This is a genomic window from Paenibacillus sp. D2_2, assembly GCF_031199965.1.
In the GTDB taxonomy this organism is placed as follows: domain Bacteria; phylum Bacillota; class Bacilli; order Paenibacillales; family Paenibacillaceae; genus Fontibacillus.
Genome location: NZ_CP133605.1, coordinates 2,901,973 through 2,922,925 on the forward strand (window position 1 = coordinate 2,901,973; position 20,953 = coordinate 2,922,925).

The 20,953-nt window shown below is 42.0% G+C and carries 18 protein-coding genes and 4 pseudogenes; 2 read left to right on the plus strand and 20 right to left on the minus strand.

The genetic code is table 11. The features are described from left to right. Window positions 1–4: 4 nt before the first annotated feature. Both RE628_RS14750 and RE628_RS14755 read right to left on the minus strand, forming a co-directional pair. Entirely contained in the window at window positions 5–145 is a 141-nt protein-coding gene (locus RE628_RS14750; RefSeq protein ID WP_309153815.1) for a hypothetical protein, read from the minus strand. Next, a complete protein-coding gene (locus RE628_RS14755) occupies window positions 123–437 on the minus strand; it encodes a MarR family winged helix-turn-helix transcriptional regulator (protein ID WP_309153816.1) in 315 nt (104 codons plus the stop codon). The genes RE628_RS14750 and RE628_RS14755 overlap by 23 nt, the downstream gene beginning before the upstream one ends. Window positions 438–823: 386 nt before the next feature. On the opposite strand from RE628_RS14755, the gene RE628_RS14760 reads away from it, so the two are divergent. Then, window positions 824–1,750 (plus strand): tyrosine-type recombinase/integrase, encoded by a 927-nt coding sequence (locus RE628_RS14760; RefSeq protein ID WP_309153817.1) that lies wholly within the window; start codon window positions 824–826, stop codon window positions 1,748–1,750. Window positions 1,751–1,825: 75 nt separating this feature from the next. On the opposite strand, the gene RE628_RS14765 is transcribed toward RE628_RS14760, so the two are convergent. The 14 genes and pseudogenes from RE628_RS14765 to RE628_RS14850 form a co-directional block, all read right to left on the minus strand. Beyond that, window positions 1,826–2,257, minus strand: coding sequence for a CBS domain-containing protein (locus tag RE628_RS14765; protein WP_309153818.1), 432 nt, complete (start codon window positions 2,255–2,257; stop codon window positions 1,826–1,828). A gap of 83 nt (window positions 2,258–2,340) precedes the next feature. Continuing rightward, window positions 2,341–3,780 (minus strand): sensor histidine kinase, encoded by a 1,440-nt coding sequence (locus tag RE628_RS14770; protein WP_309153819.1) that lies wholly within the window; start codon window positions 3,778–3,780, stop codon window positions 2,341–2,343. Between the two features lie 3 nt (window positions 3,781–3,783). Continuing rightward, a complete protein-coding gene (locus RE628_RS14775) occupies window positions 3,784–4,491 on the minus strand; it encodes a response regulator transcription factor (protein WP_309153820.1) in 708 nt (235 codons plus the stop codon). A 134-nt stretch (window positions 4,492–4,625) separates the two neighbouring features. Next, complete coding sequence (locus tag RE628_RS14780; RefSeq protein ID WP_309153821.1) at window positions 4,626–4,814, minus strand: hypothetical protein; 189 nt, start codon at window positions 4,812–4,814, stop codon at window positions 4,626–4,628. Further along, entirely contained in the window at window positions 4,814–6,820 is a 2,007-nt protein-coding gene (locus RE628_RS14785; RefSeq protein WP_309153822.1) for a M1 family metallopeptidase, read from the minus strand. The genes RE628_RS14780 and RE628_RS14785 overlap by 1 nt, the downstream gene beginning before the upstream one ends. 128 nt (window positions 6,821–6,948) lie before the next feature. Further along, window positions 6,949–7,320, minus strand: a complete 372-nt coding sequence (locus tag RE628_RS14790) for a YxeA family protein (RefSeq protein ID WP_309153823.1) — start codon at window positions 7,318–7,320, stop codon at window positions 6,949–6,951. Window positions 7,321–7,352: 32 nt separating this feature from the next. Then, a pseudogene (locus RE628_RS29660) lies at window positions 7,353–9,283 on the minus strand (ABC transporter permease). Next, window positions 9,270–10,036 (minus strand): annotated as a pseudogene (locus RE628_RS14805) (ABC transporter ATP-binding protein). The pseudogenes RE628_RS29660 and RE628_RS14805 overlap by 14 nt, the downstream one beginning before the upstream one ends. 922 nt (window positions 10,037–10,958) lie before the next feature. Further along, window positions 10,959–12,296, minus strand: a pseudogene (mgtE, locus tag RE628_RS29665) (magnesium transporter). 24 nt (window positions 12,297–12,320) lie between these two features. Continuing rightward, a complete protein-coding gene (mgtE, locus tag RE628_RS14825) occupies window positions 12,321–13,688 on the minus strand; it encodes a magnesium transporter (protein ID WP_309153829.1) in 1,368 nt (455 codons plus the stop codon). A 172-nt stretch (window positions 13,689–13,860) separates the two neighbouring features. Next, the gene (locus RE628_RS14830) at window positions 13,861–14,976 is read right to left on the minus strand and encodes an FtsW/RodA/SpoVE family cell cycle protein (RefSeq protein ID WP_309153830.1); all 1,116 of its coding nucleotides are present in this window, start codon (window positions 14,974–14,976) and stop codon (window positions 13,861–13,863) included. A 9-nt stretch (window positions 14,977–14,985) separates the two neighbouring features. After that, window positions 14,986–16,037: pseudogene (ftsW, locus tag RE628_RS14835) on the minus strand (putative lipid II flippase FtsW). 109 nt (window positions 16,038–16,146) lie between these two features. Further along, window positions 16,147–16,680 (minus strand): FG-GAP repeat domain-containing protein, encoded by a 534-nt coding sequence (locus RE628_RS14845; protein ID WP_309153832.1) that lies wholly within the window; start codon window positions 16,678–16,680, stop codon window positions 16,147–16,149. A gap of 56 nt (window positions 16,681–16,736) precedes the next feature. After that, a complete protein-coding gene (locus tag RE628_RS14850) occupies window positions 16,737–17,564 on the minus strand; it encodes an AraC family transcriptional regulator (protein ID WP_309153833.1) in 828 nt (275 codons plus the stop codon). A gap of 162 nt (window positions 17,565–17,726) precedes the next feature. On the opposite strand from RE628_RS14850, the gene RE628_RS14855 reads away from it, so the two are divergent. Further along, window positions 17,727–18,179 carry an SRPBCC domain-containing protein gene (locus RE628_RS14855; RefSeq protein ID WP_309153834.1) on the plus strand — a complete coding sequence of 151 codons (453 nt, stop codon included), beginning with the start codon at window positions 17,727–17,729 and terminating at the stop codon, window positions 18,177–18,179. Between the two features lie 82 nt (window positions 18,180–18,261). Here the strand turns inward: RE628_RS14855 and RE628_RS14860 are convergent, their stop codons facing one another. The 4 genes from RE628_RS14860 to RE628_RS14875 all read right to left on the minus strand — a co-directional run bounded on the left by RE628_RS14860 (window position 18,262) and on the right by RE628_RS14875 (window position 20,942). Continuing rightward, window positions 18,262–19,299, minus strand: a complete 1,038-nt coding sequence (locus RE628_RS14860) for an LCP family protein (RefSeq protein WP_309153835.1) — start codon at window positions 19,297–19,299, stop codon at window positions 18,262–18,264. Window positions 19,300–19,351: 52 nt separating this feature from the next. Next, the gene (locus RE628_RS14865; protein ID WP_309153836.1) at window positions 19,352–19,945 is read right to left on the minus strand and encodes an undecaprenyl-diphosphatase; all 594 of its coding nucleotides are present in this window, start codon (window positions 19,943–19,945) and stop codon (window positions 19,352–19,354) included. A gap of 200 nt (window positions 19,946–20,145) precedes the next feature. Beyond that, on the minus strand, window positions 20,146–20,682 hold the full coding sequence (locus tag RE628_RS14870; protein ID WP_309153837.1) for a hypothetical protein: 537 nt from the start codon (window positions 20,680–20,682) through the stop codon (window positions 20,146–20,148). Window positions 20,683–20,771: 89 nt separating this feature from the next. Next, entirely contained in the window at window positions 20,772–20,942 is a 171-nt protein-coding gene (locus RE628_RS14875; RefSeq protein ID WP_309153838.1) for an ATP-binding protein, read from the minus strand. Between the last annotated feature and the right edge of the window lie 11 nt (window positions 20,943–20,953).

Consider the following 20,953-nt stretch of genomic DNA (forward strand, 5'->3'; position numbering starts at 1 on the left):
TAAGTTAGTTATCTATATTAACCAGCATCTGAGCGAAGATTCGCTTTAAATGCTGAATATCCTCTTCGGATAGTTGGTTAAACAATTTCTCTATCATTTCCCGATAGGTTTCTTTGACCGAATCAATAGCATGAACGCCAGGCATCGGTGATTTTAATATAGACTACCCTCCTATCATCTGTTGCTCTTTCCCTCTCTACGTAACTATAGCTACACAGTTTATCAGCCAAACCGGTAATCGCTGCGGAGGTCATATTTAGCGCATCGGCCAATTCAGATACCTTGAGAGGTCCGCGGGTGTTCAAGCCGTACAGAATTTGAAACTGAGGAAAAGAGAGATTCATTTTGCATGCACCTCGGTTCCAATCCTGTGAAGCTTTTTTCATAAGAAGTCTGAACATATTGGATACTTCCAAAATTTCTTGATCGATGGCCAACCCTTCCTCTCCTTAACGAATAGATTCTTTCACCATTGGAAAGTTAACAGCTTAATTAATAAACAATTAATTATTAAACTGTATAAATAATTTGCATAGATCAATATACATTTTTTTATAAAAAAGTTCAAGTGTTAATTCATAATTTTTTTTGCCAATTTTCAAGCTGCTAAGATCATTACTAGAAAACTCTGCAGTTCCGCGCTCTTCTATTTCATCTACTATATTAGTAGAAACACATATGAAGCATTTCGGTGAAGTGACGATACCTAGCCATTTTCACTGTCATATCCCCATTTTCACCATATTTCTGCTATAATATTAATTGCATTAAATGTAGATTTAATGCAATTTCTCTTTTAAACGATGAAATGGGTGTGATTCTGATGGATAACACAGCTATTGCCGAGCAATATGAACGCGAATTACAGCTATTTTCGATTTATATGAAAGACCGGGAATATTCCAAGGAGACACAGAAAGCATATACTTTCGATGTGATGCATTTTCTTCATAATCTGGAGGGGAAAAAAGTAGCCGAGGTGTCGGATTTCGATGTCATGAATCATCTAACCCTTGTCCGCGAGACTGGAGCGGGAGCAAGATACCGGAACCGATGCCAATCGGCAATCCGTCTCTTCTATAAAGTACTGGTAAAATTTCAAATGACGAATTATAATCCGGCATTGAATATTGAAAGAGCCAAGGTAGATAAGAATCGGAAACCGACTTATCTTGAGAAGCCGTTCCTCGATGCTTGCATACAGCTAATCGATGGGAAGTATGTCGTTCGTGATGTTACGATTGTCGCCTTAATGGCGTATGCAGGATTGCGCGTCAGTGAGATCGTGCGTTTGAACATGAACGATTTCAATAAAGAACGATCGGAGCTCGGGGTACTCGGCAAGGGCGAGAAATGGCGTTACATCCCCCTCCCTGCCGAGATGAATGAACTGCTCCAGCACTACATAAGCAAACGAATCGAACCGAAAAATAAAAAAGATCAGTTCGCAATGTTCATCTCACAGTTCGGAAGACGGATTAGCAAGCGTATGGTGCAGACGATCGCCGAGAATACCTTCTCTACCTTACAGTCCGAGTATCCGGAGTTGCAAGGTATGAAGCTGTCAGCACACAAGCTAAGACATTCCTTTGCCACTGATCTTCTGCGTAGTGGGACAGATCTGCGAACCGTTCAAGAATTGCTTGGACATGAAGATATTTCAACGACACAAATTTATACGCATGTATTGGATGAGACGAAGAAGAAAGCGATGGATAGTATTCGTCCTGATTTGAGTAGACTGATATAGTATTTAATTGTCCAGTTTATTCAGGAATAGAAGAAAGCAGCTACCGAGGTAGCTACTTTCAATGATTTTCAAGTTCTAGTGATGCATTACATCCGTATGTTGAGAAATCTCACTCAGTGCATCTGCTGCGATGCTATCGAATTGACCTGACATTGCCAGGTCTCCAATCGCTACAACACCAACCAATTCCCCCTGCTCAACAACAGCCAGACGACGAATCATTTCCTTTGCCATCAGATCGGCAGCTTCATCAACGGTTGTATCCGGCGAGGCAGTGACAATATTCTGTGTCATCACTTCTCTCGCAGGTGCAGATCCGGGTCTCTTGGCAGCATACCCACGAACGACAAGATCGCGATCGCTTACCACACCGAGTAATTTATTGTTATCTACCACAGGAATAAAACCAATGTTATTTTTGTCCATCTTAACAGCAATTTGGTAAATATCATCATCAGGTGATACGGTTTCACAGTTTGTAGTCATAATCTCACGTAATCTTTTCATGAGAATCCCCCTTTCTTCAAAGGGTAGATTTTCCGTATATCATAAATCCTATTCATCCTAGGACAAAATTAAAGACGATGCCATTAACTGACATCGTCTATTTGCAATATAGGTAGTCGAATTTCAAATCGCGTACCCTGATGAAGTTCGCTTGTAACGTTCATCTCTCCTCCGTGCACTTCAACAACATTATGGGTAATGGCCATGCCGAGCCCTGAACCCTTGTGCAGCTCTCCTGTATTGGTACCCCGGTAATACCGGTCGAAGATCCGTTCAAGCTCTTCTTTCCTAATACCTTTGCCATTGTCTTCGACACAGATCCAAACGTCGAGGCCCTTTTTCATAACCTCAACCTGAATCGCCACTTGTTCATCATTATGGACTATTGCGTTGTAAATGAGATTGCCGACAGCCCTACGGATCAGAATTTCATCCACATCGATTTTGATCACCTCATGGCTACAGTGAAAATCAATGTTCCGGTTGGCATATCGCGCATCATTTAATGTATCGATAACAACGTTCCGGACCAGTCCCACGATGTTGACATTCTTTTTATGAAGCATCATTTTTTTATTTTTCAAACGGGTGGACAGATTCAAATCTTCGATCACGTCTCGTAAATACAACGACTTGCTTTCAATGATCTCCGCGTAATCTCTCATCTCTTCAATCGAAAATTGATAATCCTTGTCTTTCATCATTTCCGCATAGCCCTGAATGGAAGCTAGTGGTGTCTTGATATCATGCGAAATATTTCCGATCCACTCTTCCTTCATCTGATCTAGCTTCTTTCTTTCCTGCTCGCCTGCTTGTAAATTTTGGGACAAAACATTGACATTATGAAACACGTCTTTATAAATCCCTTTTGACTCATAATGTACACGATAGTTTTTATTAGCTAGTTGTTTGATCCCGTCAATCAGCCCACGAAGCGGCCGGGTCAGCTTTTTGCTAAAAATATAGGCGATGCAAAGCGCAACCAATCCGTCAACCGCAATCAGGACCAGGGTTCCGGTTTCGAATATCTGTCTAACTACTCTGATATCGTAAGTTAACACATATCGCTGCAAATAACGGTCTTTGAAGCCGATCAGATAACTGTAGCGGTAATTAGGCTCCGTCTTTTCCCCAACAAATACGGTGGAGAAGGTCTCTTTTTCAAGATATTTATAGGCGTTGACGATATCTATGGGCGTGTATTTCGTTTTGGCTCCTTCAGGTACATGGTAGCCATAAAGCAGCTTGCCATTCTCGTCCAGCACTTGAATCCATGCTTGCTTACTTTGTAATTGCTCTTTCCCATTGTCGGTAATGGAAATTCCGGATGGAGATACGGTGATTTCATCCACAAAGGAACGAGTAAAGGACTCCGCCGTATTATTTCCGCTATAAAACAGACTTCCTTTAGTTGCCATCTGGCTAATATATAACCCGATCAACACCAGGATATTCATGATGATCACAATGACAACGATCAGAACAACGGATACCAAATATCGCCCTGTCAGCTTCCATTTCATCGGCTATTCATCCTCTACCGAAAGCTTGTAACCGAGCCCCTTCACTGTAACCAAATACCGCGGGTTGGAAGGGTCCTCTTCAATCTTTTCTCGAAGCCGCCTTATATGTACCATAACAGTATTGTCAAAACCGAAAAATTCTTCTCCCCACACCCGTTCAACCAGACTTTCCTTACTGATAATCTGATTGGGGTGCTTAAGCAAATGTGTCAGCAAACCAAGCTCCTTCGGTTTGAGCTCGATTACTTCACCGTTTTTCCTGATCTCGATCTTCTCCTCATTCAACTCGAAAGGACCCGCCTTAATGATAAGTGGCTGCGATTCCTGCACCTGTAAAACATCCGGTCTTCTGAACCGCGCCTTAATCCGGTAAGCTAATTCCTTCGGACTGAAAGGTTTGGTGATATAATCATCGCCGCCGATGGCGAATCCTAAAATTTTGTCGATCTCCTCGGTTTTAGCTGACAAGAAGAATATCGGAACATTGGACACATTACGGATTTTTTTGCAGACATCATAACCTTCCCCATCCGGAAGCATGATATCCAATATCACAATGTCGGGTTGTATATCCTGAAATTGCGTCCACCCGTCCGCAGCGGTCGAAGCAGTATATACCTGATCGATCCCTTCCTTGATAAGAACAGTCTTCAACAACCTCAAAATATCTGCCTCATCATCTACGAGTAATACCTTTTGATCCCAAGACAAAGTAAATTCTACCTCCTTTCAACGGAATGGGAATACGAGTTATGCAGCCGAACCCATAACCGCATAACTCGTGATTTTGTCCCACCCTGCAATTTACTATAACAAAGTGAAGACAAACTAAGGAAACTATTTTATTACTCTTGAGCGAAAAATTTAGCCATTGGATTTTCTGTCTTTTTGTCCATCGTAACTTTTCCTGTCCGGTTCATCTCATAATATTGATAATAATCGGATGTGAAATTTAAAGCAGTCAATGCTTGCTCCCCAAACGGTTCAACCATTCCGTCTGTTAGTGCATCCCCATTCCAATAGAAATGAAGCATTAAGCGGTTTTGATTATACGGATGTTTAATAATATAAGCGCCGGCACCTTCTTTTTATTCATCATCTTTTTCCAGTCCCAACCGATATTTTTGGATTTTTGAATGATGCCTGGCTTCAGAGCTTGAATAAATCCGTTAGTTTTGGCGCTACCGATGACGATAATATTGCTTAACGCCAGTTCCTTGGTCATTTTCTTCTTCAATACCTGACGTTCTCTAATCACAGTGGGTTTAATACCTGTGAACGATAATGTAGCCTCCAACTGATTCAATAGCGCTTCCTGCTGCTTCTTCGCCTTAGCTCCAACCTTATCGCTTACCACGATAGTTAGTGGTTCACCTTCATACACCTTCTCCATCATTCTACTCATCGTCTCGTATGGAAGCCCGGTGATCTGGTTCAACGAAGCATGATACATCTCTTTGAACTGCTCACGCATATATTCAGTTTTTTCTGCTTCGGTCAATTGAAATTCCGGTTTCAATACAAAATTAGGCTCATGAAGTGCTTTGTCCATTTCATCCCGGGCCTCTTTGCCAAGTGTATCCTCAATCGTCTGAAGTAGGCCGGCTATCGTCGCATTTTTATATTCATAACGTTTAAAATATTCTTGCATAAATGCATCGAATTTGTCCTCGCCGGCCAAACGGTATAGCTGGTAGATCGCCTGCCGTCCCTTGCCATAGTATACCGGATTCGCATTGTCTCCGACTTCCTTGTTAGTGGAAGCGATCGGTTCGTCAAAGGAGGAATCATCATATTGAAGTAATTTGAAGCCATTCATTGAATCTCCTTGTTTCTCCGTAAAATAAACCTTTGAAAAATCAGCAAAGCCTTCGTCCAAGAACGATTCTGTCTCCGAATTGTTACCGATCAGAGAATGGAACCATTGATGAGCAATTTCATGTACAAACACATCGTCATGGGCAGCGTCTGCATTGCTTCCTTTCAAGCCCATTTGAATCACGCGTGAAAATTCCACTGCAACGCCCTCGACATACGACTCGGCAATCCGAAATTCAGGGTAAGGATATTTTCCGTATTTTTCATTAAAGAACTGAATTACTTTGAATGCTTGGTCGATGTACTGGTCAATGACTTTTTTCTTATCCGGTGCATTGTCGAAATAATAATACTCAACCGTCAGTCCGTCTCGCGTTACACTATCCACCTTATAATTAGGGCTAGCAAAAAAGACGAATTCCCGTGTATTGTTTGCCACCGTGGATACAATTTTACGTCCAGCTTCCTTCTCCTGCTGAGTAGTCATTGTTCCCGGCATCAATACCTGATACTTGTCCGGTACATTGAAATGTACTTCAAAGTCCGATGAAGTGTAATAATCAGTTTCAAATGTTGTGCTGTATGGCGTTTTGTTCCATTGATGGTTGGCTTCGTCATAAACTGCCAGGGCCGGGAACCAATGAGCACCATTAATGATGTCTTTATAATATGATAACCGCTCAGATCCATACGGAATCTTAACATCGAATTCAAGCTGTAAGGTTACCGATTCACCTGGCTTAAGTCCCTGTCCAAGTGTAACGGTTAAAGCCTGATTTTTATTCTCATATGTTAAGGATTGCCCGTTTGCAGTTACTTTTTTCATATCAATGCCGCCCAAAAAGTCATCTGGAGTAAGTTTAGGATTTTCTTTTAAGATTTCTTCATTCGTCCGTTTGAACATCTCTGTCTGAGTCGCTGTCGAACGGTTGGCATCGGCAAAAGTATGAAACACAAGCTCAGGAAGCGTATCCTTGGTAGTATTGCGGAACGTCACGGTTTCACTGCCCTGGATATGCATGTTTTTCTCATCCAAACGGGCATTGATCTGATATTGAATCGACGTTTGCTCCTCTGCAGCGCTTACCGATTGTCCAGCAACGGATACCGGCGCAGCCAGTGCGTGAACACTAGTAACGACTGGACTTGCTGCCAACGTTACAGCCACAGAGCATGCGACTGCTTTTAAGGTGATGGATTTGAAAGTTGTTTGTTTGTTCATTGGATTCTCTCCCTTTTATGTATCGCTTCGGTTACGGATCGTTCTTCCGATGCTTCGGAAGAATCGGCTCCGCCCCCTTCGCGACTTTTCAATTCTAACAATTCTTGCGGATTAATCCCCGCTACTACTTACTCCCCATTTTCTTCAAGTTTCTGTTTCGCCTTCTCCGGCAGCTCATTTGCTTGCACTTCCTGGTAGGATTTCACTTCATCGCCCTTCAGGTATACCTGAAGATAAGCTTGCTTGCGCAGATCCTTTTGCGCTGTAAAAGTGAACGCTTTTTCCTTTCCGTCTTTATCGAAGCCTGTCATCGTATATTCGTAATGAGTGTAAATTTCCCCACTATCGGACTTACCTTCTATCTCTTTGCCACTGTCCTGAATTTGTACGTAATAGCTATCCGCACCAATGCGGTTGATGTTGACATTTTGAATAAAAACAATAAATCCGATCAAAGCCACTAAAATGATACCCGTTCCAATTAAAAGTCCTTTTTTCATCGTTTCTCTTCCCCATTCTATATAAATTAGAATTACTTAACATTCGTTACGATTCTATAGTAGGCATTGACGGTTAACACATAATAAATCACATAGATGCAAGTGTAGACGCCCATGCAAATGACTACAGGAATCATCAGGTTGGTGTGCAACAAGTTGGATAATGCCGATAGAGCAACTGTACAATGGGCGATGCCGGCAATCAGCGGCAGGGCGAATATAAAGCCTACCTGCTTGGCGACCGTTTTGCGGATCTCCTTTTTGTTGACACCAATTTTATGCAGAATCAAATACCGCCCTTTATCAGAACTCGCTTCCGTCAACTGCTTAAAGTAAATGATGCTGCCTGTTGCGGCTAGAAACACAAGTCCCAGAAATCCACCCATAAATATCATGAGTCCAGACGCTTCCATCCCTTTGGAATAAGTGTCATAGAAGCTCGAAAATCTCGCATTGTCCGGTAAAATCTTCTCAATATCCGCAGTTAATGTTTTAGCTTTCTCTTGACCTGTAATGCTATAGATCTCAAGCGTGTCGCTTATGGCCTTCGGCTGAAGCTTCCCGAATATCTCGTCACTGACGACAATGGTCGTATAGACGGGGCGTTGGTTCAAAACGTTATATTTGTGCATTGCCTTGAAGGTTACCTGCTGCTTCTGCTGTTTATCCTTTAATGTAATGGTCTTGCCGACATATTGTGGCGACAATCCTTCCATATAAGATGGATCCAGCACAACCGCTTCATTTCCCTTAAGTGAGAGCTTCTCGTCTCTGTTCTGATCATCGGCCAGTTGATTGAAATCATGCTCCGACAAAATGGTAAAGGCCATTTCCCCGTCATAAAAGACAGATTCAAGACCACTTACGTCCGCATTCATTTCAAGTACCGGTACAGATTGATGGTAACGAAGTTTGTGATCCGCTGATTTTGCGACCAAATCATCAATCTTCTTTACTGAGCCTTCATCTGTGGAGATAAACATCATGCTATTTGGATTAGCTAACTCGGCGTTAGTACGATTGTTGTAATAAAAGCTGTACGACGTCCCAACAGCTGTCAATGTAGTTGCGCTAAGTACCGCAATAATTGTCAGCGTAGCGGCATTCCCTTTGATCCGATACAACAACTGGGAGGTGCCGATCATGTTCATCCCTTTCCAGTATTTCTTTTTACGGGCCGGGATATTTTCAACAATGCGACGGTTAAAGTACTGAAGAGAAAATAAGTGCCCAAGATAACCGTAAGCAAAATCACAAGCGGGGTCATCAAAAATCCTAATGTCTCCCATACCTTAGACTGCAACAGATTCTGCAGGGCAAGCCAGTAACCAGTCCCGATCAGAATCAGCGAGATCAGTGCCGTGATCCACGATACCTTCGGCTCCCGCTCATGCTCCTGATCCGCACGAAACAATTCGATTAATTTGAATCGGTAGATCAAGCGGTAACCTTGGAATGAGGTGATCAGAGTAATGATCATAAATACGATCACTGTGTTTATCACGGCTGATAAAGAAATTGTAAAGTGGTTGAGCAATTCATACCCCATCACCTTCATCAGAATCATAACGAAAAACTGACTAAGCACCGAACCAAGGGTAATCCCGATGATAAGCGCCAATATGCCCATCAGAAAATTTTCATAAAACAGCATGCGACCGATCTGCTTTTTACGTACCCCGAGTAAGGAGTACAATCCGACTTCTTTCTTGCGTTTTCTTGTGAAAAATGAGTTCGAATACCAGATAAAAATGGCCACAAATATCATAAGTACAACCGACGCTCCACTGAAGGCGGAACTGATTTTCGGTGAACCTTCAGAAGCCGACTGGATCGTAGTATCGTATTTCAAAGAAACAAACGTAAAGTAAATCACGATACTGAAAATCATGGATACAAAATATAAGAAATAATTCGTAAAGTTTTTCCTGATATTTTTGCGCGCGATGCTAAACAACGTCATGATGCTCACCTCCGAGCGCTGCTAGAACCTCCAAGATTTTTTGGAAAAATGTTTTTCGCTCTAAGTTCAGCTTGTGAATCTCTGTAAACAGCGTACCGTCTTTGATAAAGATGACACGATTGCAGTAGCTGGCCGCATAAGCATCATGCGTTACCATCATAATGGTCGATTGGTTGGTCTCATTTAGGCGGCTCATACTTTCCAGCAGGCTGGTCGCCGATTTGGAATCCAAAGCTCCGGTAGGCTCGTCCGCCAGAATCAGACTTGGATTGGTTACAATGGCGCGGGACGCTGCTGTACGCTGTTTCTGTCCCCCAGAAATATGGTAGGGATATTTATCCAATATATCTCGAATGCCGAAAGTATCGGCAATTTCATTTACACGTCTCTCAATTTCCGCAGGAGGAACTTTGGATAAAGCTAACGGAAGTAGTATATTTTCTTTGACTGTAAGTGTGTCGAGCAGGTTATAATCTTGAAAAATAAACCCGAGCTTATTCCGGCGGAAGTCCGACAGCTTTCTTCATTCGCCCATGCGATCAATTCACCATCGATGATCACTTCTCCCGAGGTCGGAGTATCAATAGTCGAGAAAATGTTCAGTAATGTCGATTTCCCCGCACCGGATGGTCCCATAATACCAACAAACTCGCCTTCCCGGATATTCAGGTTAATCTCATGCAGAGCCGTATATATATTTCCTTTCGTACCAAACGTTTTAGTAACATCTGCAGCTTGCAAAATAGTTTTCATTAGGTCTGTCTCCTTACATACACAAGTTAACAATCACAAATGTAATAATAACGGCCGAACCTTACAGCATTTTAATCCGAACCTTACATAAACCTTAAAACGTAAAAAACCCTCAGAATTCGCTTATCTAGCGAACCCTGAGGGTTGGTCGATGTATTTAATTACAAGTGCATTAGAAGTTCATAATCAATGAAAAATCAAAAATGATCGCAGAGATAAATAACGAACTTAACAACAATACGAATATGACGTAAAGAACAGTCCCCCGCCTAAACACAGGCTGCTCCACGCCGGAAGCTTGGGCGTAATGTGCAGCAGTTAGCCCCGCCAATATACCCATAATGAGAAACCATGGTTCGTAAAAAGAGATCCCATAACGCAAGACGGTTCATATCGACCTCAGCCCACCCTTGCAACCTCAGCGAAATGGCTCCGGCCAAGAAAGTATCTTGGTTATAATACCAGTGATACCGTGAGCAACTAAAAATGCTACGCATGTAAGGGTAGGGACTAAGACTAGAAGACGCGGGATCTTTTTCTCCTAAAGAGTGGCATCCATCCGGGAACTATTCTTCCCCATGGCCTGCCAAGCCCCAGTAATATAAAACCACATAGCATAATCAAAACACCTGCTGCATAGCTGGACACGCTAAAAGCACTCGTGTCGGAAAACCGTCCATAACCGCCCATCACTCCGCCGATTGCCGCTTCATAGAAACGCACGAAAACTGCGTAAACTAGCGCCCAAAGAAAGCCGGCATATGCTGGCCAAACCGAACTCCTCGTAAAACGTTCAAAAGCATTTAAACCCGCATTCGAAGCCATTCAACTCCCCTTTTCTGAACGAGTTTCGAACTGCTACTAGATATACTAGATTATAATATAGACGCTAAACAAGGTTTTATCTAGCGTAGTAGTTTGGCTATAGATGAAGTATTATTTTGGCAAGTGTGAAGTAAATGACAAGTCCGGTACCATCCACTAAAGTTGTAATAAAAGGACTCGATACAACGGCTGGGTCAGCCTTCAGCTTATGCAAAATTAATGGTAAAATGGCTGCTACGAAAGATGCCCAAAGGACAATCGTTAAGGCTGCCAAAGCGACTACTAGTCCAACATTCCAATGAACTCCAAGGATGTAAGCACGGCCGAAAGCAATCAAGGAGATTGTAGCGCCTGTCATTAAACCTGTAGTTACTTCCTTCCTGATCACCTTAAAGATGTCCCTGAAATGCACCTCGCCTACAGCTAGTGCCCGAACCAAAGTTGAGACCGTTTGGGTTCCGGTATTCCCTCCTGTTCCAATCAAAAGCGGAATAAAAAATGCCAGTGCGATTACTTCAGATAACGTCTCTTCATAATGCCTCAGGACAGTTCCTGTATAAGCTTCTGCTACAAATAAAATTAATAACCAAATAATACGTTTTCGATATAAACGGAACACGGACGATTTAAAATATGGTTCATCAAGAGGCTGGCTTCCGCCCAACTTCTGAACATCTTCGGTCGCTTCTTCATGGATGACATTCGATTAAGTCATCGACTGAAATCACACCAATTAATCGGTCTTGCTGATCAACAACGGGTAGAGCGACTAGATCATAACGTGATAACAGTTCCGCTGCTTCTTCTTGTTCCATGGTAGCAGGTACAGAGATCACTTCTCCCGCTATAAGCTCAGAAAGAAGTGTTTGGGGATCGTTTAAGATGATATTTTTTAGTGAAACTACTCCAAGTAGCTCCCCTTATTCCCAATCACATATATATAGGAAGTAATCTCTGCTTTATGACCAATATTTCGAATGTGCTGCAGAGTTTTCTCTAGTGTCCATGAATTTGGTGCGGCAATATAGTCTACCGTTGCAAGGCTGCCGGCAGTATGTTCTGGAAAGGTCATCAATGTACGAATCTTCTGGTTATAGCCCTCTGGAAGCAAAATGAGCAACTTCTCGGCTTGGTAGTGATGGATGGCAAGCATCATATCGACCACGACATCACTTGACATATTGTTAAGTATTTTAGATGTCATAGACTCGTCCAAATAACTCAAAATCCTATATTGCATGACTGGTTCTAAGTATTCAAGTATCTCAGCAGACATTACAGGATCTAATTTGTTAAACAGTTCGACTTGTTCCCTATTCTCGAGCTGCTCAATGCACTCAGCCAAATCATATGGCCTAAACGTTTCAAAATAGTTTGTAATGGCTTCGGTATCTTGATGATGTAACAACTGTTTTAATATATCAATCTGGATCATGTACGTTAATTATTCTCCTTCCTGTTAGGTTGTGGCAAGAGGAATAAGAAGAGTAGCAACACTGTAATAAATGAGTAAAGCTACAATGTCAGTTAATGTTGTTAATACCGGTCCAGAAGCAATCGCCGGGTCAATTCTCAGATGCTTAACAATCAAAGGAAGAATAGCTCCGGTTATCGTACCAAAGAAAATAGCGATGAATAATGCCAAACCAATGACCGAACTAATCATCGGTGAAGAATTCAACAGTAGGTTGGATAGTACGAATGCGAACAATCCGCAGACGAATCCTGTCAGCGCACCGATGCAGGTTTCTTTTCCAAGTAAAAGCCAGCTGTCCTTACCGCTTACGGAACTCATGCTGATTCGTCTTAGTGCGACAGACAATGATTGAATACCGCTATTTCCAGACATTCCTAATATGACGGGAATGAATAACGCAAGTGTAGTGAACTGTTCCAGTGAGGCTAGATAAGGAGCCATAATTTTCGTCATCAAAAATCCGAGTACTGTCAGTCCGACAAGCCAAGGTAACCTTTGACTGACTAGTCGAATTGTGCCTGAAGCTAGCGATATTCCGCTCTTTAACGCGGCGAAACTTTCAATACTTAGTGACATTCGTTCTTCCATTAGTTCGATAACATCATCTACCTTAATGATACCGATTATGATCCCCTCTTGATCCGTAACTGGCAGCTCCAGAAGATTGTATTTCTTGATCAAGTTAGCCGCTTGTGTCTGATCAGCTTTATCTTGAATAGAAATTACATTGGAGTACATTAGCTTTTCCATCGTAGCGTTCGATTCTGCTCGCAGTAACTGATGGATCGAGACCGTTCCGATTAGACAACGGTCCCCATCGATAACATAGAGATGATGATAATTATGATCCCCGCTTGTTAGACTTAACTTTTTCAAGACTAAATCTACGGTGTCTATAATATTTGCAGTCAGAAACTCTGTATGCATAAGAGAACCTGAGGAGTTGACCGGATATTTCATGATCCTCTCAATGTGTGCCCTTGCTTCCGGGTTCATCGCATTCAACAATGAGAGCGATTTTCGCCGGGTCACAGATTTTAAGAATGCTGCCGCTTCTACTGGAACCATCATATTTAGCATTTCAACGACATACTCAGAATCAAGATACGTCACGGCTAGTCTTCGATCTTCCCAACCAAATTCCTGGAATACTCCAACAAACTCATGCGGATACAGAGAATGAAGCACTTTTCCGCGATTTTTCTCACTTAATTCTAGAAAGAATGCCGCTTGATCAGAAGCGTGTAAGCTTAAAAAAGCAGATAGAAACTGCTTCATTTCGTTGGATGCTAAGTGAAATCGAAGTTCATTCATCATATCGCCTGTCTGTTTCATTTTTAGATCCTTCATCCGCTAACCTTCTTTCATTAATCATAACGAACCTTTGCATGTAAATACTTTGGCATATTGCATTGCATCATATTCTATATTTAACAGAAGATGAAGAGGTTATGAAAAAGTTAAGTTAGTTGGACAATTTAATGAACAGACACAGTGATATAACGATTCTGGACTCATTGGATTAGGCTGGTTCGTCATGATGGGCTCGTACGCTCAATGCCAACCCGATGGCAATCATATTGCTGATCAGAGAACTACCGCCATAGCTAATGAACGGCAATGAGATACCCGTCAATGGGACTAATCCAATGAGCATGCCGATATTAACAAAAATTTGGAACACTAACATCCCTATTATTCCAATGATAATGTATGACCCTGCGAGATCCTTACTCTCCATAACAATTTGCACCATACGGTAAATGAGCATGAAATATAGCATTAGAAGCACCGCAGATCCAACAAATCCGTAATTTTCTCCGATTACGACGTAAATCGAATCCGAGTACGCATAAGGAATGAACCCCTTCTTAATATAATAACCGTCACTTCCGGTTAAGCCTCCCGAACCGATCGCGCGCATCGCATTTTGGACATGCCATGATTTGTCAGGATCGCTTGCAGGATCAAGAAATGTTTGAATTCTTGCCATTTGATGGGGCTCCACAAATTTGGATAATAACTCCTGATCCGTATTATAAAGCCATAGTACTGTACCAATAGTTACTATCATGGTGCTGAGGAACACAATCATATACAGTAATCGAATATTACCCATCCACAGCATGCTTATTAATACTCCGATAAATACAAGCGCGGTACCTAAATCTGGCTGCTTCATAATTAAAGCTATAGGAATCAAAAAGACGATGCAAACTGGGATAAGATCTTGAACTAATCGGAGCTTCTCTCCAGCTCGTTTCCCTAACAGATGAGCAGCGAGCAAAATCGTAAATATCTTCACAAGTTCTGATGGTTGAAGCTGGAAGTGACCAATGTTTAACCAGCGGGTTGCACCGTTAATGTTCTCTCCAGATACCTGAACTACAACAAGCATAGCTATACCCAGGCCATAAAGAATATACAGTAATCTACCCAACAGAATTCTATAATCGAACCAAAACAAGGCCAGCATGGGGATACAAAATGCCGCGAACATAATTAAATTACTGATATGCAAACCAGCTAAATTAGTATCCTTGGTAGCCCCGTATATGGAGATAGTACCGCAGGCGACCAGACACATCAGAGTGAATAACGTGAATTTATCTAACTTCTTTAGTTGCTGAATAAACATGTAGTACCCCTACTTTGTTAAATTTTTAGACTTTTCCTGGCGTTGGTAAGAGTTATATCTTGATATGTTCAGTAGAATGCCGGTGCTAGCTAAGCATAAAATAAGTGAGGAACCGCCATAACTAATTAACGGTAGCGGTAAGCCAGTGATCGGCAAACAACCAGTAACACCTCCAATATTCAGTACGAGTTGAATAAAGATCATCATAACGATGCCTACCCCTAACAAAAGGCCGAAAGGATCGTCACAGCGAATCGCTGCGGTATAGCCCCTCCATATGAACACAAAAAACACCAACATGAGCAGGAAGGTTCCAATAAACCCGAATTCTTCGCCAACTACAGCAAAAATAAAATCGGTGTGTGCTTCCGGTAAATAAAAAAGCTTCTGTATACTTCCACCAAGACCCGTTCCGGAGAGACCACCATGCCCTAATGCATAGAGCGATTGAATAAGCTGGTAGTCCGAGTTCTGAGGGTTGCTCATCGGATTCAGGAAAGTAGTGATCCGCTGCAGTCGATAACTTTGGCTTACGGCCAGATAGACAAACATCGGGATAAGTAACAAACTAAGCAGGAATAAATGACGGAGATTAACACCACCGACAACAAGGATCGTTAAGGCAATAGAGAACATTATTAATACCGTACCAAAGTCTGGCTGTTTCATAACAAGAAGCAAGACCAATCCAACAACCGCTAGAATCGGAAGCAATCCTCTCCTGAAGTTGCGGATATTTTCACCTTTTCTGCTAATTAAGGTTGCCAAGTACAAAATAATGCTTAACTTCGCGAACTCAGCAGGTTGTAAATTAATACCGTTTAGTACAAACCAACGCCTTGCGCCGTTGATATCGCTTCCTGCAAATAATACAAGCACAAGCGTAATAACAGATAAAATTAATAGAACAGGGGTTGCCTTTTCCACCAAGTATAGGGGATACACATAAAAATGAGCATCACAAATAGTCCAATGAGCGCAAAAACGCCTTGTTTCATGACGTAATGCCACGGACTGTTGTGTTTGATTAGAGCTATTGGTGAACTCGCGCTAAAAATCATGATCAATCCAAATCCTACAAGAAAAAGGGTTACGAACAGAAGTGAAAAATCTGGGCGGCCTCGAATTTTGCTGCTCAACTAGAATGACCTCCATCCGCCGCATATTTCGTTATTCAAGATCGAGCTTTCCGCGATACTCTTTCTTGGCAACTAGTTCTAATTTATCGTTATGCAATTCATAGACATCCAATCCACTACCCGCTGCCCCAAGTGACCAGCCAAGAGCAAGCTCGGGTAGACCATCATGATTGAGGTCGGAGAACCCTGCATACACCACACCGTAACCATAGCCATTAACTTCAGATACAATTCGCCACTTATTGTCTTGCTGCTTGAACAATACCGCCTTTAGTAATTTCCCGGAAGAGTTGCTCTCTTCGTACACAACCACAGCTTCATCAATACCGTCTCCATCCATGTCTCCGAAAGTCACGTCCTGCCCCTCTTCGCTCTGCATAGGTACTATTAATTTCACTTGATCCGGGAGTAACTTAATTAGCTCATGACTGACAGTACCGCGTTCCTGGCTGTTTGTGGATACAGGGGGCTTAATCATATCTATAGGCGTAGCCGGAATCCCACATCCACCGAGGATCAATAACATCGTCAGCATAATTCCTGTTCGTCCAAGTTTATTAAGCATTTGGCGATCATCACCCCCGCATGTCCATATATTAAAGGCTACGCAGCTCGAAGTGGTTATGAAATAGTTAATATTTCACTACTACACACGATTCGCCGGTATTCATCCGGAGTACAACCTACGACTGCTTTAAAATCTTTTATAAAATGAGATTGGTCATGATACCCTAGCTCCATCGCAAGCTGTGAAAGATCAATCGGCGCCTGGCGATCCATCATCTCAGCAGCATTCTGTAAGCGATACAGTCGAATCACCCACTTCGGGCAGATGCCGACATATTGATCGAATAATCGCTGAAGTTTACGGATATGGATCTGAAAATGATCACACACCACATCTACCTTGGATACATCCCTATCTCCTGAGATGAAATCAATGATTTGGTTGATCTGAAGCACCTGCTCATCTTGTGACGGAAGCTTGGACAGTAGCAGCTCATTCATAGCCTTCACCATAGAATGTTGTTCATCGCCAAGATTGAGGATCGTATGCTCCAACTCAGGTCCGTTCATATCAAGGATGGCACTTACTTCTAGAGGGTGATTTAGCAAACTGGAGACGGAATGCTGTAGGAACGGATAGAAGCCTCCTGGCTTAAATTTGATCCCAAAGACGAGGCCTTGTCCATAGATAGGATACGTGAACTTCTGAGTCGAAGGAGCATAGATCAGCGTCTTACCCGGCTCAATAACTAGATTAACGCAAGGATTCGGGACAACATGCTGCATGAATGGTTCTTCATCCCGACTTTCCCAGCTGACAATCCAGTAATGCTTAACAAAATAACTTAGTGCTTCCGCGGCGGGATAACGAGACAAGTTGAACCTCTGCTCTCCCCTCTGCAGGTTTAGAACTCCCATACTCGGCTTGTTAGTATTCAGCATGAATTTATCAACTCCTGACTTGTTCATAACAATTATTCTTGTCGTGTTTTTACAATACACCGTTCGACTTACAAGGTATCATGATATTAACATAAAATTCCTGTTCTCAGGAGTTTTACATGATTTCAAGAAGAGATATCCATCTATAGGGAGCGTGGAAATATGACAAGCCTAAAATATGAATTTTATATCGGTGCCGAGCAAGGAAAAGTGTGGGATCTGCTGGTAGAACCTGAGGGGACAAGAAAGACTTTCTTTAACTGCGTACTACAGTCCAGTTTTAAAGCCGGTGAGCCTTTTGCCTACATCGGACCTGGTGCAGACGGCGATGAGACGGTGCATGTTTATGGGGACATCCTGACATATGAACCACAAAAGACATTAAGCTATCTCGAGCATCCAGGGGCCTCCTATCATGCAAATCACCAGGAACTAACTTCACGAGTTACTTTCACGTTGGATACGGTGGGCAAATGCACGAAGCTAACGCTAATTAATGATCAATGGTCAGACAACCATCCCTCCTTGCAGAATGCCGAATCACATTGGTGGATGATACTGAGCAACATCAAAACGGTGGCCGAAACCGGAAATACACTCGACTTTGGCTGGTAAATACGCGTAAATGCAACCAATTTAAAAAAGAGCAGCTGTGAGAACAGCCGCTCTTTCTACATCATTTCGATCATCCATATTTTTATTTCAATGTCCCAATATATTCGAATTTTGGCTTGCTGTCCGTACTGAGTCCTACCTCTTGTCGTAAAGTTTTAAGCGCATCCATTAGATCATCTTGTTTCACATATACAAATGGACTCTTCCAATCGCTTTCTACTTCTAAAGATTGAATTTGATTCGGCTTTAAACTGGGGAAGTTCAAGATCCATCGACGTAATACCGGTCCAGGTATATCGGATGTTACATTATTACCAATGATATCTAGAATGCTTCCCCATTGGCTTATTCCATTAAAAGAACTCAATTTATCCAAAATCTGTTTTATAACCTGCTGTTGACGCTGATTACGGGCAAAGTCGGAAGACTCTTGTGTACCTTGATTAGATTTACGATAACGAACAAAGTTCAACGTCTGTTGTCCATCTAACGTCTGCAGTCCTTTTTGTAAATCAATATTCGTCCCGTCTGCAGAGTCTTTATATTTCATGTCCATATGGACATTGATCTGAAGTCCGCCTAATACATCTACTGTTTCTTTTAATGCATCGAAATCTACAACAACCATATAATCAATAGGCAGATCTAACAACTCACTGAAGAATTGTTTCGTATTCGGAATAGCCCCGGATTTATCTTTGATATAGTTATGGGCATAATAATAATTTGCTTTGCGGGAACCCGTTGAATCAGAATAGATCTTTAGATCTCGCGGTAGGGACAAAAGACTTGCTGAATGGGTATCAGGATTATAACTTACAAGCATAAGAACATCTGTATTTACCGTCCCGTCACTACCATCCCGACTATCGACTCCCGCTAGAAGGAAGATCATCGGTTTTATCTCCGGATCAGGTATTGGTGTGGAATCTTCATCGTTATGAGAGTTTTCGAACGTTGGCAACGTTTCTCCACCGGAAGCTATTCGCTGTAGCGCAGCATCCGCCTTAACATATAAGTATCCTACATAGCTACCAACTCCAAGGACAAGTACAATAAGCAGTATACCCGTGATTTTTAGAACTCTACGTACTGCTATTTTTTTAAAAAAATCAGACATGGTTTCCCCCACTATATTAAAAATAGTTTATTGATATATAATACGGCTCAATCTATGAACGACGCAAGCCTACTTTTCTCTCAACGCCTTCATATAGCTTTAAACCTACGTTTAAACCCTTTTGGGCCAGGGACCAGCGATGAAAAATCTGTTTTACAAGAAGTGCGCAAATTACGCCTAAAAGTGCACCTGTTATCACATCTGATGGGAAATGAACACCATTCCAAATTCGAGAGAATGAAATCAATCCGGCAAGTAGAAGCCAAATGACACCATCTTTTTTCCGATATAAAAATATTGCCGTTGCAATGACAAATGAACCAATAGAATGATCGCTAGGGAACGAAGCGTTTGCAGCGTGGTCTATTAATTGATGGACGGGAAATTGGACAAACGGTCTGTCCCGATAGAACAAATGAGAAAGGATATTCCCTACTCCAAAACCAACGCAGGCCGCAAAGAGCGCTACAACTACCATCTTCTTATTTTCACGGCCGCTCATGAACCAATAAATAATGATTCCAATGTAAAAGAGGTATTCCGCTTTTTCTGACATAAATTGCATAATTGGATTCAATGCTGAAAGTGTAACTGTTAAGTTATTAATAGTTTCAAACACAATCTGATCTATTTGAATTAAATTCAAAATCTTAACCCTCTTCCTGATGATATGATATCTAGTAATAAAAAATAAGTTATGATAGAAATGGGCATCACAAATAGTCCAATGAGCGCTCAAACGCCTAGTTCAGACGTAGTGCCTCGGACTATGTGTTAGATCATAACGGTCGTTAATAAGTTTCCGATATATTAAATCCTCGTCTGGTAGTATCCATGATTAATCAGTTAGTTATCGAGATCGAGATTTCCATGATATTCCTTCTTCTGAATGAGCTCCAATTGATCATTACTCAATTCATAAATATTCAGCCCGTTGCCTGCCGCTCCTAATGACCAACCGAGTGCAAGCTCTTGTCTACCATCGTGATTGATATCCGGGAAGCCGGCATACTCTAGCCCATACCCAAAGCCCTTGATCTCAGATACGATTCGCCACGAATTGTCAAACTGCTTAAATAATGCTGCCTTCAAGGCTTTTCCCGATGTACTGCTATCTTCGTAGACAATGAGGGCTTCATTGATTCCATCGCCATCCATATCACCGAATGAAATATCTTGTCCCTGCTCGCCCTGCATAGGAACTATTAGTTGCGCTTGATCGGGCAGTAGCTTCATAAGTTCTTGACTGACTTCATCCCGTTCTAGACTGCTCACAGATACAGGAGGCTTGATCATATCGATAGGCGTTGCCGGAATGCTGCAACCTCCGAGCATCAATAACAAAGTCACCATAATTCCTGCTCGATTGAGTTTATGAAGCATATTTATGATCATCTTCCCCAGTCTTCCAAGGTTAGTATCTATTTTAATCGTGTCGGCCCATAAAGTGGTTATGAAATAGTTAAAATTCATCATCTAACTACAGGCAGAAGAATGTGAACCGTCGTCCCCTTGCCCATCTTGCTGCTGATTCGTAGTTCTCCTTGATGCAATTGAATGATTTGATCGGATATAGCGAGACCGAGTCCACTACCTGCAGCATGCTGATCCGCTTTATAAAATTTACGAAGGACATGCGCCAATTTATCCTCGG

Coding starts and splice junctions, on each gene's coding strand:
- RE628_RS14790 (WP_309153823.1), bottom strand. CDS start 7,320: ATGAAAAAAGGACTTTTAATTGGAACGGGTATCATTTTAGTGGCTTTG.
- RE628_RS14870 (WP_309153837.1), bottom strand. CDS start 20,682: ATGCTTCATAAACTCAATCGAGCAGGAATTATGGTGACTTTGTTATTG.
- RE628_RS14855 (WP_309153834.1), top strand. CDS start 17,727: ATGACAAGCCTAAAATATGAATTTTATATCGGTGCCGAGCAAGGAAAA.
- RE628_RS14760 (WP_309153817.1), top strand. CDS start 824: ATGGATAACACAGCTATTGCCGAGCAATATGAACGCGAATTACAGCTA.
- RE628_RS14860 (WP_309153835.1), bottom strand. CDS start 19,299: ATGTCTGATTTTTTTAAAAAAATAGCAGTACGTAGAGTTCTAAAAATC.
- RE628_RS14785 (WP_309153822.1), bottom strand. CDS start 6,820: ATGAACAAACAAACAACTTTCAAATCCATCACCTTAAAAGCAGTCGCA.
- RE628_RS14765 (WP_309153818.1), bottom strand. CDS start 2,257: ATGAAAAGATTACGTGAGATTATGACTACAAACTGTGAAACCGTATCA.
- mgtE (WP_309153829.1), bottom strand. CDS start 13,688: ATGAAGGATCTAAAAATGAAACAGACAGGCGATATGATGAATGAACTT.
- RE628_RS14850 (WP_309153833.1), bottom strand. CDS start 17,564: ATGCTGAATACTAACAAGCCGAGTATGGGAGTTCTAAACCTGCAGAGG.
- RE628_RS14830 (WP_309153830.1), bottom strand. CDS start 14,976: ATGTTTATTCAGCAACTAAAGAAGTTAGATAAATTCACGTTATTCACT.
- RE628_RS14845 (WP_309153832.1), bottom strand. CDS start 16,680: ATGCTTAATAAACTTGGACGAACAGGAATTATGCTGACGATGTTATTG.
- RE628_RS14770 (WP_309153819.1), bottom strand. CDS start 3,780: ATGAAATGGAAGCTGACAGGGCGATATTTGGTATCCGTTGTTCTGATC.
- RE628_RS14780 (WP_309153821.1), bottom strand. CDS start 4,814: ATGCTTCATTTCTATTGGAATGGGGATGCACTAACAGACGGAATGGTT.
- RE628_RS14750 (WP_309153815.1), bottom strand. CDS start 145: ATGCCTGGCGTTCATGCTATTGATTCGGTCAAAGAAACCTATCGGGAA.